Annotated in this window: 25 protein-coding genes and 1 tRNA gene; 20 read left to right on the forward strand and 6 right to left on the reverse strand. The window is 61.5% G+C overall.

Annotated elements, in window-relative coordinates:
• The first annotated feature begins 12 nt into the window (after positions 1–12).
• The 10 genes from murA (at position 13) to QMO82_RS26135 (ending at position 6,584) form a co-directional block, all read left to right on the forward strand.
• Positions 13–1,305 carry a UDP-N-acetylglucosamine 1-carboxyvinyltransferase gene (gene murA, locus QMO82_RS26090; RefSeq protein ID WP_183605631.1) on the forward strand — a complete coding sequence of 431 codons (1,293 nt, stop codon included), beginning with the start codon at positions 13–15 and terminating at the stop codon, positions 1,303–1,305.
• A 111-nt stretch (positions 1,306–1,416) separates the two neighbouring features.
• Positions 1,417–1,848: a DUF2948 family protein gene (locus QMO82_RS26095; RefSeq protein ID WP_183605632.1), complete on the forward strand. Its 432-nt coding sequence runs from the start codon at positions 1,417–1,419 to the stop codon at positions 1,846–1,848.
• 49 nt (positions 1,849–1,897) lie between these two features.
• Positions 1,898–3,196 (forward strand): histidinol dehydrogenase, encoded by a 1,299-nt coding sequence (gene hisD / locus QMO82_RS26100; RefSeq protein WP_183605633.1) that lies wholly within the window; start codon positions 1,898–1,900, stop codon positions 3,194–3,196.
• Between the two features lie 4 nt (positions 3,197–3,200).
• Positions 3,201–3,674, forward strand: coding sequence for a UPF0262 family protein (locus QMO82_RS26105; RefSeq protein ID WP_097619979.1), 474 nt, complete (start codon positions 3,201–3,203; stop codon positions 3,672–3,674).
• Between the two features lie 5 nt (positions 3,675–3,679).
• Positions 3,680–4,156 (forward strand): low molecular weight phosphatase family protein, encoded by a 477-nt coding sequence (locus tag QMO82_RS26110; protein WP_183605634.1) that lies wholly within the window; start codon positions 3,680–3,682, stop codon positions 4,154–4,156.
• A 123-nt stretch (positions 4,157–4,279) separates the two neighbouring features.
• On the forward strand, positions 4,280–4,498 hold the full coding sequence (gene infA / locus QMO82_RS26115; RefSeq protein ID WP_003545338.1) for a translation initiation factor IF-1: 219 nt from the start codon (positions 4,280–4,282) through the stop codon (positions 4,496–4,498).
• 55 nt (positions 4,499–4,553) lie between these two features.
• Complete coding sequence (locus tag QMO82_RS26120) at positions 4,554–5,174, forward strand: Maf-like protein (RefSeq protein WP_028757471.1); 621 nt, start codon at positions 4,554–4,556, stop codon at positions 5,172–5,174.
• A 131-nt stretch (positions 5,175–5,305) separates the two neighbouring features.
• A complete protein-coding gene (gene yacG / locus QMO82_RS26125; RefSeq protein ID WP_183605635.1) occupies positions 5,306–5,518 on the forward strand; it encodes a DNA gyrase inhibitor YacG in 213 nt (70 codons plus the stop codon).
• 179 nt (positions 5,519–5,697) lie between these two features.
• Positions 5,698–5,773 (forward strand) — tRNA-Phe (locus QMO82_RS26130).
• A 559-nt stretch (positions 5,774–6,332) separates the two neighbouring features.
• On the forward strand, positions 6,333–6,584 hold the full coding sequence (locus QMO82_RS26135) for a hypothetical protein (protein ID WP_183605636.1): 252 nt from the start codon (positions 6,333–6,335) through the stop codon (positions 6,582–6,584).
• A gap of 9 nt (positions 6,585–6,593) precedes the next feature.
• Here QMO82_RS26135 and QMO82_RS26140 read toward each other — a convergent pair whose 3' ends face one another.
• The 6 genes from QMO82_RS26140 to QMO82_RS26165 form a co-directional block, all read right to left on the reverse strand.
• Entirely contained in the window at positions 6,594–7,319 is a 726-nt protein-coding gene (locus tag QMO82_RS26140) for an SDR family oxidoreductase (RefSeq protein ID WP_183605637.1), read from the reverse strand.
• A 12-nt stretch (positions 7,320–7,331) separates the two neighbouring features.
• Complete coding sequence (locus QMO82_RS26145) at positions 7,332–8,393, reverse strand: ABC transporter ATP-binding protein (RefSeq protein ID WP_183605638.1); 1,062 nt, start codon at positions 8,391–8,393, stop codon at positions 7,332–7,334.
• A gap of 58 nt (positions 8,394–8,451) precedes the next feature.
• On the reverse strand, positions 8,452–8,658 hold the full coding sequence (locus QMO82_RS26150) for a DUF2160 family membrane protein (protein WP_183605639.1): 207 nt from the start codon (positions 8,656–8,658) through the stop codon (positions 8,452–8,454).
• A 4-nt stretch (positions 8,659–8,662) separates the two neighbouring features.
• On the reverse strand, positions 8,663–9,499 hold the full coding sequence (locus QMO82_RS26155; RefSeq protein ID WP_183605640.1) for a carbohydrate ABC transporter permease: 837 nt from the start codon (positions 9,497–9,499) through the stop codon (positions 8,663–8,665).
• Between the two features lie 4 nt (positions 9,500–9,503).
• Positions 9,504–10,379, reverse strand: a complete 876-nt coding sequence (locus QMO82_RS26160; protein WP_097619971.1) for a carbohydrate ABC transporter permease — start codon at positions 10,377–10,379, stop codon at positions 9,504–9,506.
• Between the two features lie 96 nt (positions 10,380–10,475).
• On the reverse strand, positions 10,476–11,909 hold the full coding sequence (locus tag QMO82_RS26165) for an extracellular solute-binding protein (protein ID WP_183605641.1): 1,434 nt from the start codon (positions 11,907–11,909) through the stop codon (positions 10,476–10,478).
• Between the two features lie 295 nt (positions 11,910–12,204).
• Here QMO82_RS26165 and QMO82_RS26170 point away from each other — a divergent pair, with 295 nt between their 5' ends.
• From QMO82_RS26170 to QMO82_RS26215, 10 genes are all read left to right on the forward strand, one after another.
• A complete protein-coding gene (locus QMO82_RS26170; RefSeq protein WP_183605642.1) occupies positions 12,205–13,089 on the forward strand; it encodes a sugar phosphate isomerase/epimerase in 885 nt (294 codons plus the stop codon).
• 62 nt (positions 13,090–13,151) lie between these two features.
• Complete coding sequence (locus QMO82_RS26175; RefSeq protein WP_183605643.1) at positions 13,152–14,378, forward strand: ROK family protein; 1,227 nt, start codon at positions 13,152–13,154, stop codon at positions 14,376–14,378.
• A gap of 29 nt (positions 14,379–14,407) precedes the next feature.
• The gene (locus tag QMO82_RS26180; RefSeq protein ID WP_183605644.1) at positions 14,408–15,385 is read left to right on the forward strand and encodes a sugar kinase; all 978 of its coding nucleotides are present in this window, start codon (positions 14,408–14,410) and stop codon (positions 15,383–15,385) included.
• Positions 15,385–16,671 (forward strand): D-tagatose-bisphosphate aldolase, class II, non-catalytic subunit, encoded by a 1,287-nt coding sequence (locus QMO82_RS26185; protein WP_183606636.1) that lies wholly within the window; start codon positions 15,385–15,387, stop codon positions 16,669–16,671. The genes QMO82_RS26180 and QMO82_RS26185 overlap by 1 nt, the downstream gene beginning before the upstream one ends.
• Positions 16,672–16,683: 12 nt before the next feature.
• Entirely contained in the window at positions 16,684–17,409 is a 726-nt protein-coding gene (locus tag QMO82_RS26190) for an SDR family oxidoreductase (RefSeq protein WP_183605645.1), read from the forward strand.
• A gap of 11 nt (positions 17,410–17,420) precedes the next feature.
• Positions 17,421–18,194: an SDR family NAD(P)-dependent oxidoreductase gene (locus tag QMO82_RS26195; RefSeq protein ID WP_183605646.1), complete on the forward strand. Its 774-nt coding sequence runs from the start codon at positions 17,421–17,423 to the stop codon at positions 18,192–18,194.
• A gap of 140 nt (positions 18,195–18,334) precedes the next feature.
• Complete coding sequence (locus QMO82_RS26200; protein WP_183605647.1) at positions 18,335–19,159, forward strand: class I fructose-bisphosphate aldolase; 825 nt, start codon at positions 18,335–18,337, stop codon at positions 19,157–19,159.
• 22 nt (positions 19,160–19,181) lie between these two features.
• Positions 19,182–20,336 carry a Gfo/Idh/MocA family protein gene (locus QMO82_RS26205; RefSeq protein WP_183605648.1) on the forward strand — a complete coding sequence of 385 codons (1,155 nt, stop codon included), beginning with the start codon at positions 19,182–19,184 and terminating at the stop codon, positions 20,334–20,336.
• Positions 20,336–21,007, forward strand: a complete 672-nt coding sequence (locus tag QMO82_RS26210; protein WP_183605649.1) for a D-lyxose/D-mannose family sugar isomerase — start codon at positions 20,336–20,338, stop codon at positions 21,005–21,007. Before QMO82_RS26205 ends, QMO82_RS26210 begins: the two co-directional genes overlap by 1 nt.
• A complete protein-coding gene (locus tag QMO82_RS26215) occupies positions 21,007–22,065 on the forward strand; it encodes a carbohydrate kinase family protein (protein WP_183605650.1) in 1,059 nt (352 codons plus the stop codon). The genes QMO82_RS26210 and QMO82_RS26215 overlap by 1 nt, the downstream gene beginning before the upstream one ends.
• The last annotated feature ends 78 nt before the right edge of the window (positions 22,066–22,143 follow it).

The raw sequence follows: 22,143 nt of genomic DNA on the forward strand, positions 1-22,143 counted from the left end.
CCGTAAGCGCACATGGATCGTATCAGAATCGTCGGCGGTAATGAGCTGAATGGCATCATTCCGATTTCCGGCGCCAAGAATGCCGCACTGCCGCTGATGATCGCCTCGCTTCTGACCAGCGATACGCTGACGCTGGAAAACGTGCCGCATCTGGCCGATGTCGAACTCCTGATGCGCATCCTCGGCAATCACGGCGTCGATGTTGCCGTCAACGGCCGCCGCGAGCGCCAGGAAGATTCCTACGCCCGCACGATCCATTTCACCTGCCGCACCATCGTCGATACCACGGCTTCTTATGAGCTGGTCTCGAAGATGCGCGCGTCCTTCTGGGTCATCGGCCCGCTCCTGGCGCGCGAGGGCCATTGCCGCGTGTCGCTGCCGGGCGGCTGTGCCATCGGCACGCGCCCTGTCGATCTCTTCATCGACGGTCTGACGGCGCTCGGCGCGTCGATGGAAATCGATGCCGGTTATATCAATGCCAGGGCGCCGGCCGGCGGCCTGATCGGCGCGCGCTACACCTTCCCGAAGGTTTCGGTCGGCGCCACCCATGTGATGATGATGGCCGCAACCCTTGCCCGCGGCACGACTGTCATCGGCAATGCCGCCCGCGAGCCCGAGGTCGTCGATCTCGCCAACTGCCTGAACGCCATGGGCGCCAAGATATCGGGCGCGGGTACTGCGACCATCACCATCGAAGGCGTCACCTCGCTCTCCGGCGCCCGTCACCGCGTCCTGCCGGATCGCATCGAGACCGGCACCTATGCGATGGCCGTCGCCATGGCCGGCGGTGACGTCGTGCTGGAAAATACCGATGTGGCGCTGCTCGAAACCGCGGTGGAAACGCTGCGCCGCGCCGGCGCGGAGATTTTCTCGACCAACAACGGCATGCGCATCCGGCGCAACGGCGCCGGCATCAAGCCGGTCGATATCGTCACAGATCCCTTCCCTGGTTTCCCGACCGATTTGCAGGCGCAGTTCATGGCGCTGATGACCCGTTCTTCGGGCGTTTCGCACGTCACCGAGACCATCTTCGAAAACCGCTTCATGCATGTGCAGGAGCTTGCCCGCCTCGGCGCCAGGATCTCGCTCTCCGGCCAGACGGCGAAGATCGAGGGCGTCGAACGCCTGCGCGGTGCGCCCGTCATGGCGACCGACCTGCGCGCCTCGGTTTCGCTCGTCATTGCCGGCCTTGCCGCCGAGGGCGAAACCACGGTCTCCCGCGTCTATCATCTCGACCGTGGTTTCGAGCGGCTCGAGGAGAAGTTGACCCGCTGCGGCGCCATCGTCGAGCGCATCAGCGAGTAAACGCGCCCTTATCCCGGTTGCGTAATCCGCCGCAGCATCCTATTTCCCTTGTCTGACGCGTCGCCATTCCGGCGGTGCCCCCGGCATTGACCGATGATGGGATGAGGCTGAATGACCGACCTGAAGCTTGTGGCGCTCGATGACGAAGACCTTGCGGTCGTTTCCGCGCATATGCAGGACAGCGTCTTCAAGGTCGGAGATATCGACTGGTCGCCGCGTGACGCGCAGTTCGCGCTTGCCGTCAATCGTTTCGTCTGGGAAGGTGCCGCGCGTAAGCGCCGGGGTTTCGAGCGCCGCCGTGCTGCCCTGGTCTTCAAGCGTGTGCTTGCCGTCCGGTCGCTGGGCATCGATCGTGGCAAACGCGACGAGGTGCTGTCGCTGCTGGCATTGCGCTTCGAGCAGAAGGGCGAGGGGCCGGAGGGTACGATCGAGCTGTCGCTGTCCGGCACCGCCTCGATTGCGCTCGATGTCGAATGCATCGAGGTCCAGCTGGCCGATATCGGCGGCGCCTGGGAGGCCTCCTCCAAGCCGCGCCATCGCTGACGCTTGACGTTTGAATATCGCAGTTTCGAGTTGAGAAGGAATATCGGCCTTGGCAATCTGGCTGGATCAGGCATCGGAAGGTTTCGAGCAGCATTTCGCTGCCTTTCTGACGACGAAGCGTGAAGTTTCCGAGGATGTGAACGCCACCGTTCGCGCCATCATCGATGATACCAGGGCGCGCGGCGATGTGGCGCTGGCCGAATATTCGCTGAAATTCGATGGCATCGATTACGCGACCGTGCCGATGCGTGTCACATCAGAGGAAATCGACGCCGCCGTCGAGGCGGTGCCATCGGAGGTGCTGGGCGCGCTGAAGCTCGCGGCCCTGCGCATCGAATCCCACCATCGCCGGCAGCTGCCGAAGGACGATATTTATGAGGATGATCTCGGCGTCGGTCTCGGCTCGCGCTGGACGGCGATCGAAGCGGTCGGCCTCTATGTTCCGGGCGGCACCGCGAGTTATCCGAGCTCGGTGCTGATGAATGCCGTGCCGGCCAAGGTCGCCGGTGTCGACCGCATCGTCATCGCCGTTCCCGCCACCGGCGGCGCCGTCAATCCGGCGGTGCTTGCCGCCGCCAAGCTTGTCGGCGTCACCGAGATCTATCGTGTCGGCGGCGCCCAGGCGATCGCGGCACTTGCCTATGGCACCGAGACGATCGCCCCGGTTGCCAAGATCACCGGCCCGGGCAATGCCTATGTCGCCGCCGCCAAGCGCCATGTCTTCGGCACCGTCGGCATCGACATGATCGCCGGCCCCTCCGAGGTGCTTGTCATTGCCGACAAGGACAACAATCCGGATTGGATTGCCGCCGACCTCCTGGCGCAGGCCGAACACGATGTCAGCGCCCAGGCGATCCTGATCACCGATAATGCCGAGTTCGGCAAGGCGGTGGAGCAGGCGGTCGAACGCCAGCTGAAGACGCTGAACCGCGCTGAGACGGCGGCGGCAAGCTGGCGCGATTTCGGCGCGGTCATCCTCGTTTCCGATCTGAAACAGGCCATTCCGCTCGCCAACCGCATCGCCGCCGAGCATCTGGAGCTTGCCGTCGCCGATCCGGACCGGCTGCTCGACGGCATCCGCAATGCCGGCGCGATCTTCATCGGCGCCCATACGCCTGAGGTGATCGGCGATTATGTCGGCGGTTCGAACCACGTGCTGCCGACCGCACGTTCGGCCCGTTTCTCATCCGGTCTTTCGGTGCTCGATTTCGTCAAGCGCACCTCGATCCTGCGCCTTGGGCCGCAGCAACTGCGCACCCTCGGCCCGGCGGCGATCGCGCTAGCGGTCTCCGAAGGCCTCGATGCCCATGCGCGATCGGTCGCGATCCGCCTCAACCTCGAAAGGTGAGGGGATGGCGAAGGGCGATTTCCGGCTTTGCGACGTCGTCTTGGACGATACGATCGGCCGTTCGACGCCCGATGTCGAGCATGAACGCGCCGTCGCCATCTTCGATCTGATCGAGGAGAACAGCTTCGCGCCGCTCGGCCATGCCGGCGGGCCCTACCGGTTGAACATCTCGCTGGTCGATTCGAAGCTGGTCTTCGGCATCACCACGGAAGAGGGTGGCACGGTTGCCACCCATATCCTGTCGCTCACCCCTTTCCGGCGGATCGTCAAGGATTACTTCATGATCTGCGAGAGCTATTATGAAGCGATCCGTTCGGCCACACCGAGCCGCATCGAGGCGATCGACATGGGCCGGCGCGGTATCCACAATGAAGGTTCGCAGACGCTGAAGGACAGGCTGACCGGCAAGATAGAGGTCGATTTCGACACCGCCCGGCGGCTGTTCACCCTGGTCTGCGTGCTCTACTGGCGCGGGTGACGGCCATGGATCTCGCCGCCGACGTCGAGGAGGGAAAGCGGCCGGGCGCCATCCTCTTCATGTGCGGCATGAATGCCATCCGCTCGCCGATGGCTGAAGCGATTGCCCGTAGCATTCTGCCGTCCAATACCTATATCAAGTCCGCCGGCGTTCGCGCCGGCGAACGTGATCCCTTCGTGGATGTCGTGCTCGAAGAAATCGGGCTGTCCCTTGGGCGCCGCCAGCCGCAAACGCTGGAAGAGCTCGAGGACGATTTTTTCGATCTGATCATCACCCTGTCGCCGCAGGCCCATCATTCGGCGCTCGAGCTGACCAGGTCGAATGCGATCGACGTCGTCTACTGGCCGACGATGGATCCGACCGTAGTCAGCGGCACGCGCGAGCAGATTCTGGAGAGCTACCGCGAGGTTCGCGATCACCTGGCCGGCCTCATCGAAAGCCGGCTACTCAAGCGAAATGGCATCGCCGCGCAATCGGCTTGAAAACAAATAAAGGAAAGCCTGATCAACAAGGTTCACAAACCATCGTTGATTGTGTAGTTTCCGCCCAAATTTTGAAGGCGCGCCCTGCGCTGCCTATTCAACCCACAGGAAGAAAACACTTATATGCCTAAAGAAGAAGTCCTCGAATTCCCGGGAATCGTCACCGAACTTCTGCCGAATGCGACGTTCCGCGTGAAGCTCGAAAACGAACACGAGATCATCGCCCATACCGCCGGCCGTATGCGCAAGAACCGTATCCGCGTTCTCGCCGGCGACAAGGTGCTGGTGGAAATGACGCCCTACGATCTGACCAAGGGCCGCATCACCTACCGTTTCAAGTAAGCTTGCCCAGGGCCCTGCAAGGGTTTTTCTCCCGTCTGCCGATGGTCGAGGTTCCATGACGCTGAAATACAAGCTCATTCTGGCCTCGGGCTCGCCCCGTCGCGTCGACCTGCTCAACCAGGCCGGCATCGAGCCATCGCGCCTGATGCCGATGGATATCGACGAGGCGCCGAAGAAGTCGGAGCACCCGCGTTCGCTCGCGCGCCGGCTTTCGGCGGAGAAGGCCGAGGCTGCCCTTGCCGCTATCAAAGGCGATATCACCTGGAAGGGCAGCTATATCCTGTCAGCCGATACGGTGGTCGCCGTCGGCCGGCGCATTCTCGGCAAGGCCGAGTTTGCCGACGAGGCGTTGAGCTCGCTGCATCTCTTGTCGGGGCGCAACCATATGGTCTACACCGGCGTTTGCCTGGTGACGCCGGATCGCAAGATCCGCCAGAAGATCGTCGAGACCAAGGTCCGCTTCAAGCGGCTCTCCGGCTTCGAGATCGAAAACTACCTGGCCTCCGGCCAGTGGCGCGGCAAGGCAGGCGCCTACGGCATCCAGGGCCTTGCCGGCACCTTCGTACAGAAGATGGTGGGTTCCTACACCAATGTCGTCGGCCTGCCGCTTTATGAAACCATTCTGCTTCTGACCGGCGAAGGCTTCGATGTGCATAGCCGGTGGCCCGAGGGCTGAGCCCGACGGCCGATGCTTGAAGCGCGTCACGATCTTTCAGATCCCTCGCGCTTTAAGGCTTTGTTTTTACGCATGTCGTTGTCGCAAAACCGTTGGACATTTTTGCTCGACATGCTCTAGGACGGACCGATATGCCAGACGACAACAAACCGGCCGCCAAGGTCGAGCCGCTGCGCAAGGCGCGCCCTTGCCCCGAATGCGGCAAACCCTCCCACCGCGAACATTACCCCTTCTGCTCCAATCGCTGCCGCGAGGTCGATCTCTCCCGCTGGCTGACCGGCGCCTATGCCATCCCGGTGGCCGACGACGAGACGAAGGCCGATTACCCAGATGAGGAAAACTAGAGAAACTTCCCGGCGAAGCTCTTATTTTTCCTCATGAATCGGCAAAACCGGCAAGACCGTCAAAAAAGAGTCATTTGACGCTTGCCATGGCCGAACAAGATGCTATAACCCCGCTCGCTTCCGGGGCGAACCAAGGCCCCACGGTTCTTTTTCTGAAAAGCACCAGCGGAAGCAGGTTAGCCCAGGTAGCTCAGTTGGTAGAGCAGCGGATTGAAAATCCGCGTGTCACTGGTTCGATTCCGGTCCTGGGCACCACTTTGATTTCCTTACCAATCAGCTGATTCTTGAACGCCTGAAAACGTGCGGCTTTGCTGCCGCAGCCGGTAGCAGCGCGAAACGTGGTATCGAACGTCGAACGATGTTGCTCCGAGCACGGGCGCGCTGGGCTGTCCTCCGTGTAGACAACCGTCGTAGAAAACCCTCACTTGAAATTGCATTTTATGCGCGATGGGAGGCGCAGGTCGAGGATGACAACGTCAGATTACTGCGCTGGCCGATCCTTCAGGTCAACTGGGCCATGCCAATGGTTTTGACGGTAGAGCATAAAGAGTGAAAGGAATCGCAAGTCCGTGATGAGAGAATTCCGCCGGCATTCCGGTCGCGAGTGACGACGCGGAGGTCCAAAGCTCGAAGTGCTGTTAAGCTGCAAAATTTTGATGGGTGACTCAGACAGGTTTGCAGCTGACTGCTTGCTACACCCGTGCGATAGAGGGCCGTGTATCGATGGGATGTTCGTTTCAGCCGGTCTCATATCGTGAATCCCTGATGGGAACCGCGAGTCCGCCCGTCCGTTACCATTTGAGCAACGGAGGACATGGACATGCGCAAGAAAAAAGCCATCGTCGAGGCGGCGCTCGAGTCCGAGTATGAGCGCCAGGCGCTCGGGATCATGAATACGGAGCAAGCCCTGAAGCTCGAGGATTCCGACGGTCTTGTTTTCAGCCATCCGGACAAAGAGGCCGGCGTGACGGATCATTTTATTGATCAAGATGAGCTGCGCCGATTGGTGCGGCGGCCAAAATCGCCGTTTCCCGTATCGCAATCGCAGGATCGTACGACACGTTAATCCTGAATCTCACGCGATCATATAGCCGCCGTCCACCGGCATCGATATCCCGTTCACCATGGCAGCTTCATCGGAAAGCAGGAAGAGAACAACTTCGGCAATGTCAGCTGGCTCGGCAAACCGACCGACGGGAATTCGTTGCATCATCCCCGTGGCCTTCTCGGGATCGCTCCATGCCTTCACCGCCATCGGGGTCAGCGTCACCGTGGGATGGATTCCGTTGGCGCGGATGCCGTGAGGTGCAAGCTCCTTGGCCATGACGCGCGTCAAGCCATCCAATCCACCCTTCGACGCGCAATAGGCAGCGTGGTCGGGGAGGCCGACGAAGGCGGCGACCGACGAGACATTGACGATGGCGCCTCTGCGGCCCTCTTTGATCAGTGAACGAGCATATTCCTGGGCGACGATCATCGGAGCACGGGTGTTGACCGCGACAAGCCGGTCGAAGGCTTCGACGGTTGTCTCCAGGAACGGCTGGAGTTCGGTCGTGCCGGCGCAGTTGACGAGAAAATCGGCCGGAAGGGCGGCGATCGCAGCCTGTCTGGTCGCATCGGCGTCGGCGAGATCGACCTGTATGGCCCGGCAGCCGGGCTCCCCACGCAATGCTTCGACGTCGGCGGCACTCCGCGTCAGGGCCACCACCTCAGCACCCCGCTCGATGAGCATCCTGACAATTTCGCGTCCGATGCCTTTTCCGGCGCCGGTCACGATAACCGTCTTTCCTTTGAACTCCATGGATCGTCTCCCTTACAGTCTCTGGCCCGTTTCCCGATCGAAGATATGTGCACGTCGGGGATCGATGTGGAAGTACATCGTCCGTCCGGGATCGACCTCGATGCGTTCGCGGATCAGCGCGTCGATCGGCACGCCGCCCGTGCGGCCGAAGATCAATGTCTCCGAACCGGTGGGCTCGAACACCGAGACCTCCACCGGAACGCCTTCATCGCCGATCGTGATATGCTCCGGCCGGATGCCGTAGGTTACGGCTCTTCCTTCGTCCGCATTGGTATTTCCCATGGGAAGGGCGATACCCTGGTCGGTGACGACGACCTTCCTGCCGTCACGGGTGGCGATGCGACCTTGCAGGAAGTTCATCGATGGGCTGCCGATGAAGCCGGCGACGAAGAGGTTGACCGGGAAGTCGTAGAGATCGAGCGGCTTGCCGATCTGCTCGACCCTGCCGTCGCGCATCACCACGATCTTGTTGGCCATCGTCATGGCCTCGATCTGATCATGCGTGACGTAGACGGTCGTGGTCTTCAGCCGCTGGTGAAGCTCCTTGATCTCGACGCGCATGGTGACGCGGAGTTTAGCGTCGAGGTTCGACAATGGTTCGTCGAACAGGAAGACCTTCGGATCGCGCACGATCGCGCGGCCCATCGCCACGCGCTGACGCTGCCCGCCCGACAGCTGTTTCGGATAGCGGTCGAGATAACGCGTCAGGTCGAGAATCTCGGCCGCCCTGCCGACCTTCTCGTCGATCTCCGCCTTGGGGCGCTTGGCCATTTTCAGCGGAAAACCCATATTCTCGGCGACCGTCTTGTGCGGATAAAGCGCATAGCTCTGGAAGACCATGGCGATGTCGCGCTCCTTCGGCGGAGCGTTGGTGACGACACGGCCGCCGATCCGGATATCGCCGCCGCTGACGGTCTCGAGACCGGCGATCATCCGCAGCAGTGTGGACTTGCCGCATCCGGATGGGCCGACCAGCACGACGAATTCGCCATCCTCGATGTCGACGCTGACGCCGTGCATGACCTGTAGTGCGCCATACTTCTTGGTGACGTCGCTCACCTGTACATTTGCCAATGTCGTTCCTCCCTAAAGCAGTTCAGCTTGTATCTTGGCGTTGAGGGAATTCATCGGCTCATCCCTTCCAGACGAGATAGGCGCCGAGCACCGCCGAGATGGCTGCCGCAAACCAGACCGAAAGCCCGAACGGCTCGAGGAACCGCATCCAGAACAGCGAGAGCGCGACCCAGATCACCACCGCGATGAACAGCCGGTCGAACCAGTTCGTTTCGATCGGCAGAAAGCCCGGCTTGCGTTGATTATTTCCTGATGGAGACGTCATGGCTTCATCCTTTCACGGCGCCGAAGGTCAGGCCGGCAACGATGTGACGTTGCACCACCGAAAACACGATAAGTGCCGGAACCAGTGTCAGCATTGAGATCGCCGCCATGATGCCCCAGGCCGTTCCCGTGGTCGTCACATATTCCGACAGGCCGGTGGTCAGCGTCCGCGCATTGAAATTGGTGAGCGTCGCCGCCAGCAGATATTCGTTCCACGCAAACACCCAGGTCAGGATCAGCGTCACCGCAAGTCCGGGCCGCGCCAGGGGGAAGACGATGTCATAGAGGACGACCCATGGGCTGGCGCCGTCCATATAGGCGGCCTCGTCCAACTCCTTCGGAATGCCTTCCACGGTCGGGCGCAGCGTCCAGATGGCGAAGGGAAGGTTGAAGGAGCAATAGACCAGGATCATGCCCAGCCTGGAATCGGCGAGCGAGAAGTCGCCGATCCTGTAGACCTGCGTCAGCAGCAGGAAAAGCGGCAGCAGGAAGACCGCCGGCGGCGCCATGCGGTTCGTGATCGTCCAGAAAAAGATGCTTTCCTTGCCGGCAAGCTCGAAGCGCGTCAGGGCGTAGCAGGCAAAAAAGCCGAGCGTCGTGACAAGCAGCGCGTTGCCCGACGAAATGATCATCGAGTTGAGCATGTAGCCGCGCAAGGTCGGATTGGTCAGCACGTCTTGGTAGTTCTTCCAGAAGAAGCTCCGGAGAATGACGTCGGGCGTCGAGAACAGGTCGAAGGGCTGCTTCACCGAGATGACGAACAGCCAGTAGATCGGGAAAAGGGTCGCGAGGCTTATCAGGGTCCACAGGACGACCGGAAGCCAGGGGGGCTGGGTCTTCATCGCGTCAACCTCTCTTCACGCGGGGCGCAATCAGGCCGACATAGAGCAGCCAGCAGACGACGATGGTGAGGTAAAGGACGATGACGGATATGGCCGAACCGTAGCCGTAATTCGTCTTCGGAAAGACTTCCCGGAAAATATGGACGCCGATGTAGCGCGTCGATGAACCCGGACCGCCGCCGGTCAGCATCAGCACTTCGTCGACGGTGCGCAGCGCGTCCATCAGCCGGATGAACACGGTGGCGAGCAGGGCCGGGCGGATCAAAGGCAGCGTTATGTGCCAGAAGATCTGGCTCTTGCCGGCGCCGTCGATCTGCGCCTGCTCGAACGGGTCCGACGGAAGCGAGACGAGGGCGGCGATCAGCGAGAGGGTGACGAGCGGCGTCCAGTGCCAGATGTCCATGATGACAGTGACGGTGAAGGCCGCGACGGCACTCTGGCCGATATTCAGATCGTAGCCGAACCAGCTTCGGAGCAGATAGGGAATGATGCCGATCGACGGCGTGGTCATCAGCTTCCAGACGGAGCCGACGATGATCGGCGCCATGATCAGCGGCAGGGTATGGATCGTGCGAAACACCGCTTTTCCGGGAAAGTCCTTCAGCAGCGCCTGGGCAAGGATGTAGCCGAGGACCAGTTCCGACACGACCGCGAAGAAGACGAATGCCAGGGTTATGCCGAGCGAAGCCAGGAACTGCGGGTCGAAGACCAGCCGCCGATAATTGTCTGCCCAGTTGAAGACCATGCCCGGATTGGCCGCGAACGGGTTCCACGCGTGGAACGAGACCCAGAGGACGTAGATGAACGGGAAGATCCCGAACAGTCCAAGGATTATGATGGTCGGTGACAGCAACAGCCATCCGAGCTTCTGCGAATGCATCGCCTATCCCCCATTGAACGCTATGTGGACGTCCGCTCCGTCTAGGAGCGCAAAGATGACGGGTCGTCGGAAACGACCCGTCAGTTGGGAGGATGTTTATTTGCGATAGCCGAGCGAGGTGAGCTCCTCTTCGGCCTTGGCCGCCATCTGGTCGAGGCCTTCATCGGGACCGATCTTGCCGGTCAGGATGTCGTAGAAGATCGGAGCGGTCGCTTCACGCACCTGCGCATGGAAGGGGTAGGGAGGAGCGCCGGCGAAGAGCTTGCCCTCGTCCTTCAGCATCGTATAGAAGCCGCCGAGCTTGACGTCCATTTCCTTCACCTTCGGATCGTCGAACGTCGCCTTGTTGGTGATGCGCGGTGCGGCGATCGCCCAATCGGGCTGCACTTCGTTCTGGCCGATGAATTCGAGGAAGAGCAGCGACGCTTCCCTGTTCTTGGACGTGATCGGCACGCCGAAGGCGCCGCCATCGTAATAGCCGATATAGCCCTTTCCGGCTTTCGCATCGTCCAATACGCCTGGCTCGAGCGGCGGCAGAGCGAAGCCGACCTGTCCCACAACCTTCGACTGTGCCGGATCGCTGGCGATCCAGGCGGCGTTCTCACCGTAGATCAGTCCCTGGGCGACACGACCCGCGGCAAAGGTCGTCGCGGTTTCCGTCCAGGTCGACTGCGTCGATTCCGGAGGAGCGATGTCGCGCAGGTGCAACCAATATTTCAGCGCGGCCTTCGCCTTGTCGCCGTTCATCGAGCCGCCGTGTTCGACCGTCGCCGCATAATTGTTCTTGGCGTCGATGCCCCAATTGTAGACGCCGAAGGTCGGCACGATGGACTCGAAGAATTCATACCAGGACGCCGGATGGCCGGTATGGGCCTGAGCGGTCGTGCCCCAGAGCTCCAGGCCGTTGTCCTTGCCGTACTTCGTGAAGAATTCGGCAATCTCCGTATATTCCGCGTGGGTGGTCGCCGGCTTCAGCTCCCTGCCGGTTTCCTTCTTGAAGGCTTCCTTGATCTTCGGATCGTCGAACAGGTCCTTACGATAGAGATAGGTCTTCAGGAAGGCTTCCATCGGAACGCCGAAGAGATCGCCGCTCGTGTCCTTGAAGTAGTCGGCAAAGCTGGTGAAGTTCGAGTCGTCATAGGTCGGCGCCTTCAGATCCGGCTGGTCTTTCAGCGTCTTGGTGATGTCGACGAGGAAATTCCTGGCGAGATAAGAGTAGATGATGTCCTGCTCGATATAGACCATGTCATAGATGCCGGTTTTGGCTTCCATGTCCTTGATGGCCTTATCGTACATCTGATCCCAGGACGTCGTCTCGATGTCGACCTTGATGCCGGTCTTCTTTTCGAATTCCGGGGCGAGCACGTTCTTGATGTAGTTCGATGGCGGGGTGCTTTCGGTGACGCCGTGCAGCGTCACGCCCTTGTATTTAGCCCCGGCATCGGACCAGAAGTCGGCCCAGGCCGGCGAGGCGGTGGTGGCGAGGCCGAGCGTCAGCGCAAGCGCGCTAGCCTTCAAAGCATGATGCATTTCCAATCCTCCCAGAGTGCAGCGAGATCGTTTCGCCGGTGCTTGTGTAGGCCAAAAAATCCGACAGCGCAACATTTGTTGTCTAAACATGCAAATAGGCGGACTATCTCTTTGATTTTTGCGGAAACTAATTTCTTTTGCAGAGGCGGATTAGTGTGAATTGGCCTAAAATGCTGCATTGCAAAGATATTTCGCATGGCAACAAAAAATATCAGCTTGAAATTATTTGTTGCCTTACCAAACTAAAAGGCATAGCACTGTCCGCAATCAAAGGCAGATCGTGGAGGAAAAACCTATGCGTCGATTGGGGATCCATTCATTTGTATGGACAGGCGGCCAAACGCAGGAAGGGCTGGAGATGGCCCTCAACAAGACGGCCGAACATGGATATCGCACCATCGAATTTGCCTATCTGCGCCCCGAGAAATTCAACCTCGATCGATTGGCGAAGCTTGCGCAATCCCTTGACGTCGAAATCGGCGTGACGATGGGTCTGCCGCTCGACAAGGACGTATCGAGCGAGGACATGTCTGCTGTCTCCGCCGGCAGGCAGACGCTGGCCGATGCCGTTCGCGCGGTCCGCGATATCGGCGGCAACAAGCTCGGTGGAATTCTCTATTCCGCCCATACCAAGTACAATCGCCAGCCGACGAAGAAGGGCTGGGACAACAGTATCGCCGCGATCGCCGCAACCGGCGAAGTCGCCAGGCAGGCGAACGTCGACCTCGTCCTGGAGGTCGTCAACCGGTTCGAGACGAACCTGCTGAATACGACGGCGCAGGGGCTCAAGTTCATCGCCGAGACCGGATCGGCGCATGTCCGTCTGCATCTCGACACGTTCCATATGAACATCGAGGAAGCCAATCCGGCCGCCGCGATCCGTCTGGCCGGCGACAAGATCGGCTACTTCCACATCGGCGAGAGCAATCGCGGGTACCTCGGCGACGGCGTCATCAACTTCGATCTGATCTTCGACGCGCTGCTCGACATCGACTACAGCAGCGACATCGTGTTCGAAAGCTTCTCGACGACGGTGGTCGACGAAGGCCTTTCGCTCGCCTGCGCGATCTGGCGCGATACCTGGGAGGAGAATGATCCGCTTGCAGCCCATGCGAAGCGCTACATCGAGCTGAAATATGACGAGGCCAAGCGCCGCCGCGCCACAAACGCGCGGCCCTGATTATCCTTCTGACAGCCTGTTCCAGTCGTGTAAGGGTTGGGCGACTTGAAGGGAATTGAAATATGAACGACACCGTCTCCATCGGGAGTTCGCCGCGCAGGATCCGGCAGAACAATATCGTCGCCGCCTTGCAGACGATCTACGCCCACCGAAGCCTCAGCCGAGCCGATCTCGCCCGCAAGCTCGGCATGAATCGCTCATCCTCGGGAGAGATCGTCGCCGAACTGACGGAAGGCGGGTTCGTTCAGGAGTCGGATGAGAGCGGCAAGCCGCGCTCGGAGCATTCCCGTGCCGGCCGTCCGGGCATCATGCTTGAACTGGTTGCCGATGCCGCATTCTTCGTCGGGATAGAGATCGGCGTCGAGCATATATCGGCAGCAGTCATCGATCTCTCCGCCGAAGTCCGGGCATGCCGGAAAATGGCGTTCGATACGCCGTCTTCGACGGTGGAGGCGGCAGTAGCGCAGGGTGTCGAACTCATTATCGGCGCGATGGCGAAAGGGATGATCGGCAGGTGCAAGGGTCTCGGCATATCGACGCCGGCCCATATCCTGCCGGATGGATTTGTCACCCTGGCCCCGATCATCGGCTGGCGGGACGTGCCGTTGAAGGAGATTGGCCGCGCTGCCTTCCTGGCCGCCGTCCCGGATACCCTCCCGATCGCGGTCGAAAACGACGCCAACGCCTTTGCGATCGGTGACAGCTATCGTCACGGCGCCGCGGGTGTGACCCTGTTCCTGCTCATGGAAACCGGTGTCGGCGGCGGCATCATGATCGATGGCAAGCTGTTCCGGGGCGGCCACGGCCTGGCGGGAGAAATCGGCCACACAATGGTGCCGGGAAGCGGCGGTCAGAAGTTCGAACAGTTGATCGGTCGCGAGGTGCTCATCAGGCAGTATCGCGAGGCTGTCGGCCGCAAGGACGCGGATCTGCAGGACTTCCTCGGCGACGTTCGTGACCGTGTCCCGGCCGCGGTCAATATCGCCGAAAGCTGGTCGCGCCATCTCGCATACGCCTTGCTGCAGGCGTGTCGTCTGCTCGACCCGGACAGGATCGTGCTCGGCGGCTCCGTGGCATCCCTCTACCCGATGGTCGCCGCCCGCGTGGCGGTGCACATGTCGGAAGGCCAGAACATTCCTTTCCCCACGCCCGAGATCGTCGTCGACGGCGATGCGGAGTTCGGTTCCGCCTTCGGGGCGGCATGCATGCTGCACCAACGCTTTCTGTCACTGGAGAACGAGGAATTCGGCAGCGAGGACGGTGCGCCGGTTCAATCGGCGACGAGTTGACGACAAGAACGATCGAAAGCAGGATTGAAATGGCTTCAGTATTGGCCCCGGACGCGCTCGGTCCCACGGTTTGCGTAGGCGAGATCCTCGTGGAGATCGTCGCCACGACGGTTGGAGACGGGTTTCTCGAAGCCCAGCCGCTGGTCGGCCCGTTTGCGAGCGGGGCGCCGGCGATCTTCATTTCGCAATGCGGCCGCCTGGGCGGCAAAGCGGCCATGGTCGGCGCCGTCGGCGATGACGATTTCGGCCGCGTCAATACCGATCGCCTCAAACGCGATGGCGTCGACGTGTCGGCGATCTCGATCGATCCGGACTATCCCACAGGAAGCGCCTTTGTCCGCTACCGCAAGGATGGCTCCCGGGATTTCGTCTACAACATCGCCACATCCGCAGCTGCGCGCTTCGGCTGGTCGCAAACGGTCGGCGATCTGATCGATCGGAGCGGGCATCTTCATGTGATGGGCTCGGCTCTGTCGGTCCCCAGTGCGCGGGAGGTGATCGACAAGGCGGTCGATATCGTCAAGGCACGCGGCGGAACGCTCTCGGTGGACCCGAACATTCGCAAGGAGTTGAAGCTGGATGGGGACACCGAGCGCCGCTTTTCCAAGCTCGTCGCCATGGCCGATCTCCTTCTGCCGTCCGGAGAGGAGCTCGAGCGTGCCGCAGGTGTCGAAGGCGAGGCAGAAGCGATCCGCCGCTTGTTCGAGATCGGTGTCAAGGAGGTCGTGCTGAAACGCGGAGCTGATGGCGCGACCTATTTCGGCGGGCAAGGAGACCGCATCGACGCTCCGGCATTCGTCGTTCAGGAGGTCGACCCGACGGGTGCCGGCGACTGCTTCGGCGGTGCCTATCTCACCTGCCGGCGGCTCGGAATGTCTCAGCAGCAAGCGCTGACCTATGCCTCGGCTGCCGGCGCCCGCAATGTGACCGTGCTGGGCCCGATGGAAGGGGCCGGCACTCGCCGAGAACTCGATGCATTTATCGCTTCAACGGAAAGGCGGCCGTGATGCAGGTGCATCTCAACCAACTCGCCAGGCTGAGGATCGAAGGCCACCCGAAAGGCGTGACCTCCGTATGCTCCGCCCATCCGATCGTGCTTCGAGCTGCACTTCGGCACGGGCGGCAACAGGAGAGTACCGTCCTGATCGAAGCGACCTGCAACCAGGTCAACCACCTCGGCGGCTACACGGGCATGACGCCAAGCGACTTTGCGTCTCTCGTGATGAAGATCGCCGCAGAGGAAGGGTGCCCCGAAAATCTGATCGTTCTCGGCGGCGATCACCTCGGTCCCAATCCTTGGCGCGATCGCCCGGCGCAAGAGGCGATGGCCGAGGCGGAGAAGATGGTTGCCGCCTATGTCGACGCCGGATTCCGCAAGATTCACCTCGATGCCTCGATGGGCTGCCTGGGCGAGCCGGTGGCGCTCGACGACGAAACCACCGCCCATCGTGCCGCCCGGCTGGCTAAAGTCGCCGACGTCTCGGCGAAGAAGGCCGGCGGCGCAATGCCGGTTTATGTCATCGGCACCGAGGTGCCGCCGCCGGGTGGGGCCGACCATGCGCTGACGACGATCGAACCGACGGCCGCCGCGGCGGCGCTGAAGACGATCGACGTCCACCGCCGGGTTTTTACCGAGGCAGGACTGGCGGAGGCGTTCGGCCGCGCCATCGGTCTGGTCGTTCAGCCGGGCGTCGAGTTCGGCAATCACAATGTCATCCTCTATGACAGCAGCAAGATCGATGCGCTGCAATCGGTGCTGACAGACGAGCCGCAATTCGTCTTCGAGGCGCACTCGACCGATTATCAGGGCACCGGCCCGTTGACCGCGCTGGTCGAGGACGGGTTCCCCATCCTCAAGGTCGGTCCCGAGCTGACCTTCGTCCTGCGCGAGGCGCTCTACGGGCTGGATGCAATCGCGTCCGACCTCTTGCCCGATTACGGCGAGCGGCCGCTTTATACGGCGATGGAGGCGCTGATGCTCGATCAACCGGGCAATTGGAGCCGCCACTACCACGGAACGAACGGCGAGAAGCGCTGGTTGCGTCACTATTCGCTCTCCGACCGCATCCGCTACTACTGGGCGTCGGCTGAAGCGCAAGGCGCCGTCCGGCGCCTATGCGAGGCCCTTCGAGGGCAATCCGTGCCGCTGCCTTTGCTTTGGCAGCACATGCCGGCCGCGCAGCACTTCGCAGATGCGCCGCTCGATCCGGAACAGGTTCTGGTCTGGAGAGTGACGAAAAGTCTTTCGGACTATCACGCCGCCTGCGGCGTCGAGAAATCAGCATCAAGATAGGAGGAGAAATCGATGACGGAATTGAATGGGAAGATCGCAGCGGTCACGGGTGCAGCGTCCGGAATAGGACTCGCTTCGACGGAGGCAATGCTCGCCGCTGGCGCGACGGTCGTGCTGGTGGACCGCGATGAGAAGGCCCTTGAGACGGTTTGCGCCCGGCTTGGCGAGCGCGCCATTCCGCTCAAGATCAACTTGCTGGATCCGGACCAGTGCGCGGGACTGCTCGAGGGTGTCCTGTCGAAGACGGGCAAACTCGACATCCTGCACGCCAATGCCGGCACCTATATCGGCGGCGACCTGATGGAAACCGATCTTGATACCATCGATCGGATGCTCAATCTCAACGTGAACGTCGTCATTAAGAACGTTCGAAATGTCATTCCGCACATGATCGAACGTGGCACTGGCGACATTGTCGTCACCAGCTCGGTCGCCGGACATTCGGCGATTCCATGGGAGCCGGTCTATTCGTCGTCGAAGTGGGCGATGACCTGCTTCGTCCAGACGATGCGACGCCAGCTTCTGAAAAACGGCATTCGCGTGGGCTCGGTTTCTCCGGGGCCGGTGATCAGCGCTCTGCTTGCGGACTGGCCGGAGGAAAACCTTCGCAAGGCCAAGGAGGCCGGGGCTTTGATCGAGCCCAAGGAAGTCGCCGACGCGATCATCTTCATGCTGACCCGGCCGCGCAACGTCACCATCCGCGATATCGTGGTGCTTCCAAGCGCATTCGACATCTGAAGGAGCCTGACATGAGTTACCAGCAGAAATTTCGCCTGGACGGCGAACGTGCGGTGGTCACAGGCGGAGGGCGTGCGATCGGTCTCTGCTGCACCGAGGCGCTGGCGGAGGCGGGTGCTGCCGTCGTTGTCATCGAACGCAGCGGGGCCGACGCTGAGCAAGCGCTTGCGCTGCGCGGCAGAGGCTACGACGTCGAAGTCCGGGTTGGTGACGTCACCGACGCGGCCCGAATGGACGCAATCGCAACCGAGCTTGCCGATGGCGGGCGGCCGACAACGATCCTCGTCAACAATGCCGGCATTGGCCAGAGCGGCATTCCGGCGGAGGAGCTCACCGACGCGGATTGGCTGCGCATGATGGACGTCAATCTCAACGGTGTCTTCTGGTGCTCGCGCGCCTTCGGTCGCCCCATGATTTCGATGAAACGGGGCGCCATCGTCAATCTCGGCTCGATGTCGGGGACGATCTGCAACCGGCCTCAGCCTCAGACGGCCTATAACGTCTCCAAGGCGGCGGTCCATCATCTCACGCGCTCGTTGGCCGCCGAGTGGGCGCATCACGGCGTCAGGGTCAATGCCGTCGCGCCCACCTATATCGAGACACCCATGGTGGCGGCCGTCGAAGCCAATCGCGAGCGGATTCCATTCTGGCTCGCCGACACACCGATGGGCAGGATGGGAACGCCGGAGGAGGTGGCAAGTGCTGTCCTCTTCCTCGCATCGGGGGCAGCCAGCCTGATGACCGGGGCGATCGTCAATGTCGATGCGGGCTTCACCTGCTGGTAATCTTTTGGGAGCGAGGCGCGCGTTGGAAGGCCGGCTGCAAACAAATCAGGGAATGTGGAAACGTTACCACATTTTCTTGACTCTCATTCCTGCTGCATTTATTCGAATGTGGAAACGTTGCCATATCTGGGAGGAGTGTGATGAAATCCGCGCGGTTGAACCGACTTTTCGGCGTGTCTGGAAATTGTTTTGACGTTGCCATCGATCACGGCATGTTCAATGAACGAACCTTCCTTTCCGGCATCGAGAACATGAAGATGGCCATCGAGGTGATCGCTGAGGCGGCACCCGATGCCATTCAGCTTCCGCCGGGGACCGCACCCATTCTGCAGGCGATCCCCGGCAAGCATCGTCCGGCACTGGTGCTGCGCACCGACATCGCCAACATTTACGGCAATCCTCTGCCGTCCCAGCTGTTCTCCGAAATGATCGACAGGGCGGTGGAACAGGGCGTTGCGTTGGATGCCGCCTGTGTCGTCGTCAATCTTTTGATGCTGCCGGACCAGCCGGAGGTCTACCGCGCCTGCGTGCGCAATGTGAACAGCCTGAAGCGCCAATGCGAGATTTACGGCATGCCGCTGATGGTCGAACCGCTCGTCATGCAGGACAATTCCAAGGGTGCCTACATGGTGGATGGCGCGATCGACAAGATCCTGCCGCTTGTGCGTCAGGCGGCCGAACTTGGTGCTGATATCATCAAGGCCGACCCCTGCGACAATGTCGAGGAATATCATCGCGTGGTCGAGATCGCCCAAGGCCTGCCGGTGCTGGTGCGCGGCGGCGGCCGCGTTTCGGATCAGGAAATCCTGATCCGCACCAAGCAGTTGATGGAGCAGGGCGCCCGTGGCATCGTCTATGGCCGCAACGTCATCCAGCATCACAATCCCGGCGGCATGACGCGGGCCTTGATGGCGATCGTCCATGACAAGGCTTCCGTCGAGCAAGCCTCCCGGCATATTGGCTGACGCGCATCGGGGAGGAGATGTCATGACGAAAATATTCCGCTTCGGCGTCATCGGCTGCGGCCTGATGGGGCGCGAATTTGCCAGCGCCGCGGCGCGCTGGCTGCATCTGGCCGATGTGAAGGCACGACCGGAAATCGTCGCCGTCTGCGACACCAACACGACGCTGCTCGACTGGTTCAAGGATCATGTGCCGAGCGTTCGCCAAGTGACCGCCGACTATAAGGAGCTTCTGGCCAATCCCGAGGTCGATGCGGTCTATTGCGCAGTCCCGCATGTGCTGCACCAGCAATTCTATATCGATATCCTGAAGGCCGGAAAGCATCTTCTCGGCGAGAAGCCCTTCGGCATGGACGCAGCTCAGAACCGGGAGATCATGGCGGTTCTCGCCGAACATCCCGAACTCCTGGTCCGCTGCTCCTCGGAAATGCCGTTCTTCCCCGGCGCACAGAAGGTTATCGCGCTTGCAAAAAGCGGCGAGATGGGGGAGATCCTCGAAGTCGAGGCGGGTTTCCTGCACTCTTCGGATATCGACCGGCAGAAGCCGATCAACTGGAAGCGCATGGCCGAGATCAACGGCGACTATGGCTGCATGGGTGATCTCGGCATGCATGTGCTGCACGTGCCGCTGCGTCTCGGCTGGCGCCCGACCACCCTGCATGCGCAATTGGTCAAGAAGGTCACCGAACGTCCCGACGGCAAGGGCGGCATGCTGCCCTGCACCACCTGGGACAATGCGACGATCAGCAGCCGCGTGCGCACCGGCGATCAGGATTTCCCGATGGTGCTGAAAACCTGGCGCATCGCGCCCGGCGAATCCAACAGCTGGTACATCCGCGTTCTCGGCATGAAGAAAAGCGCTTTCTTCAGCACGAAGTCGCCGCGCCAGTGGCAGTGGATGGATTATAATGGCGGTGCGCAAGCCTGGAGCACCGAGGATCTCGGCTACGGCTCGCTGTTTCCAGCCATTACAGGCAAGATCTTCGAATTCGGTTTTGCCGACGCCATACAGCAGATGTGGGCGGCCTTCGTCGACGAACTTGCCGGCGGCAATGCCAACGGTTTCGGCTGCGCGACGCCGGCGGAGGCGCAGGCGCATCATGCGGTGCTGACGGCTGCTCTCAAATCCGGCCGCGAAGACGTCGTGGTGCCGGTCGCGTATGGTGGGGCATCCGTCTGATGCAGCGCTCTGCGATCAACGCCGCCTTGCGGCGGGCAACCGAAACTCTCGAGCGCTGGCACTGGTCTCTGCCGGCATGGGGCTATTGGACGGCGGCGGATTTTGCCGCTCATCCGGAGGCCTCAGCCTATTTGCGCGCCCATCAGCTGGGTTGGGATGTCACCGATTTCGGCTCGAACCGGTTTGCCGAATGCGGCCTCGTGCTGTTCTGCCTGCGCAATGGCATCGTTGATATCGAGGGTGAGCGGACCTATGCCGAAAAGTTGCTCTTCGTTGGGGAAGGGCAGGTCACGCCGACGCACCGGCATGCGGCGAAGATGGAAGACATCATCAATCGCGCCGGCGGCGATCTCGTCATCGAATTCGCCGCAACCGATGCCGATGGCAATGTGCTGACGGAGGATGTGGCGGTTCCGGTCGACGGGCTGCCGCACCGCCTCTCCGCATGGGAGCCGCTGGTTCTCAAGCCTGGCCAGAGCGTGACGATCCGCACCGGGCTTTACCACCGCTTCTATGGCCGGAAAGGCGGCGGAGCTGTGCTTGTCGGCGAGGTCAGCCAGGTCAATGACGACAACAGCGATAATGTCTTCCTGGAGCCGATCGGCCGCTTTGCCGCGATCGAGGAGGACGAGCCGCCGCTCAAACCCCTCTGGAACGAAGGAGGCCGCTGATGCGAACCGGGGAGGAGGTTCAACATCGCGACAGTCGGAAAAAGGGCGGCATCGTCTGCGCGGGAAACTTCATCGTCGATCGCGTCCACACCCTGTCCTATTGGCCCGAACAGGGCAATCTTGCTCATATCCTGCACCAGGATCTGGGCGTGGGCGGCGGGGCGGCCAATGTCGTCACCGATCTCGCCTCGCTCGGATTTCCGGGAAGGCTGGCGGTGGCCGGATGCATCGGCGCCGATCAGGACGGAGAAATCGTCAAGGCCCGCCTTGCCGTTGCCGGCGTCGACGTCGGCGGGCTGACGGCGCTGGCCGACCGGGTGACGGCGCATACGCATGTCATGAATGTGCCCGGTCAGAACCGCACCTTCTTCTATCATGGCGGCGCCAACGATGCCGTCACGGATGAGCTTGTCTCACCCGCGGCCTTCGCCAAGGCCGGCTATCGGCTGTTCTATCTCGGTTACCTCATGCTGTTGCCGGGTCTCGACCGCATCGGCCCCGACGGTCGTTCGGGAGCGTCGCGCCTGCTGGAGGCCGCGCGCCGCGCGGGGCTCACGACCTGCGTGGATTTCGTTTCGAGCGAAGACCCGGACTTTGCGGCCAAGGTCGGCGTCGCTCTGCCCTTCTGCGATTTCCTGATCATCAACGAGATGGAGGCGGGTCGGGCAACCGGCGTTACCGTTCGCGATGCGAAGGGAGATTTGATCGAGGCGGGGCTATTGGAAGCGGGCGAGCGCCTGCTGGGCGCGGGCGTCGCGAAAGGAGCGATCATCCATGCGCCGGAAATCTGCTTCTGGTTTGCATCAGGCGCTTCCCCGGTCATGACGCGGTCAAGGCCCGTCGACCCCGGTGACATCGTCAGCACGGTCGGCGCCGGAGACGCCTTCTGCGCCGCCGTGCTCTACGGCCTGCATGAGAACTGGCCGGTCGAGCATATCTGCGCCGTCGCCCATGCGGCGGCCGCGCGTTGCCTTGGGGGTGCGACGGCCACGGATGGCATCCCCGACATATCCGTCCTCCTTCAGGAGGCAACGGAGACGAACCCGCAACCCGCTTGACCCATCGGCGTCGCCTCGGGAGAGGGTGGCGCCGATCATCGTCCAGTCGGAATGGAGGAGCAGACATGAAGCTATTCA

The sequence above is a fragment of the Rhizobium sp. BT04 genome, from assembly GCF_030053135.1.
GTDB classification, from domain to species: domain Bacteria; phylum Pseudomonadota; class Alphaproteobacteria; order Rhizobiales; family Rhizobiaceae; genus Rhizobium; species Rhizobium binxianense.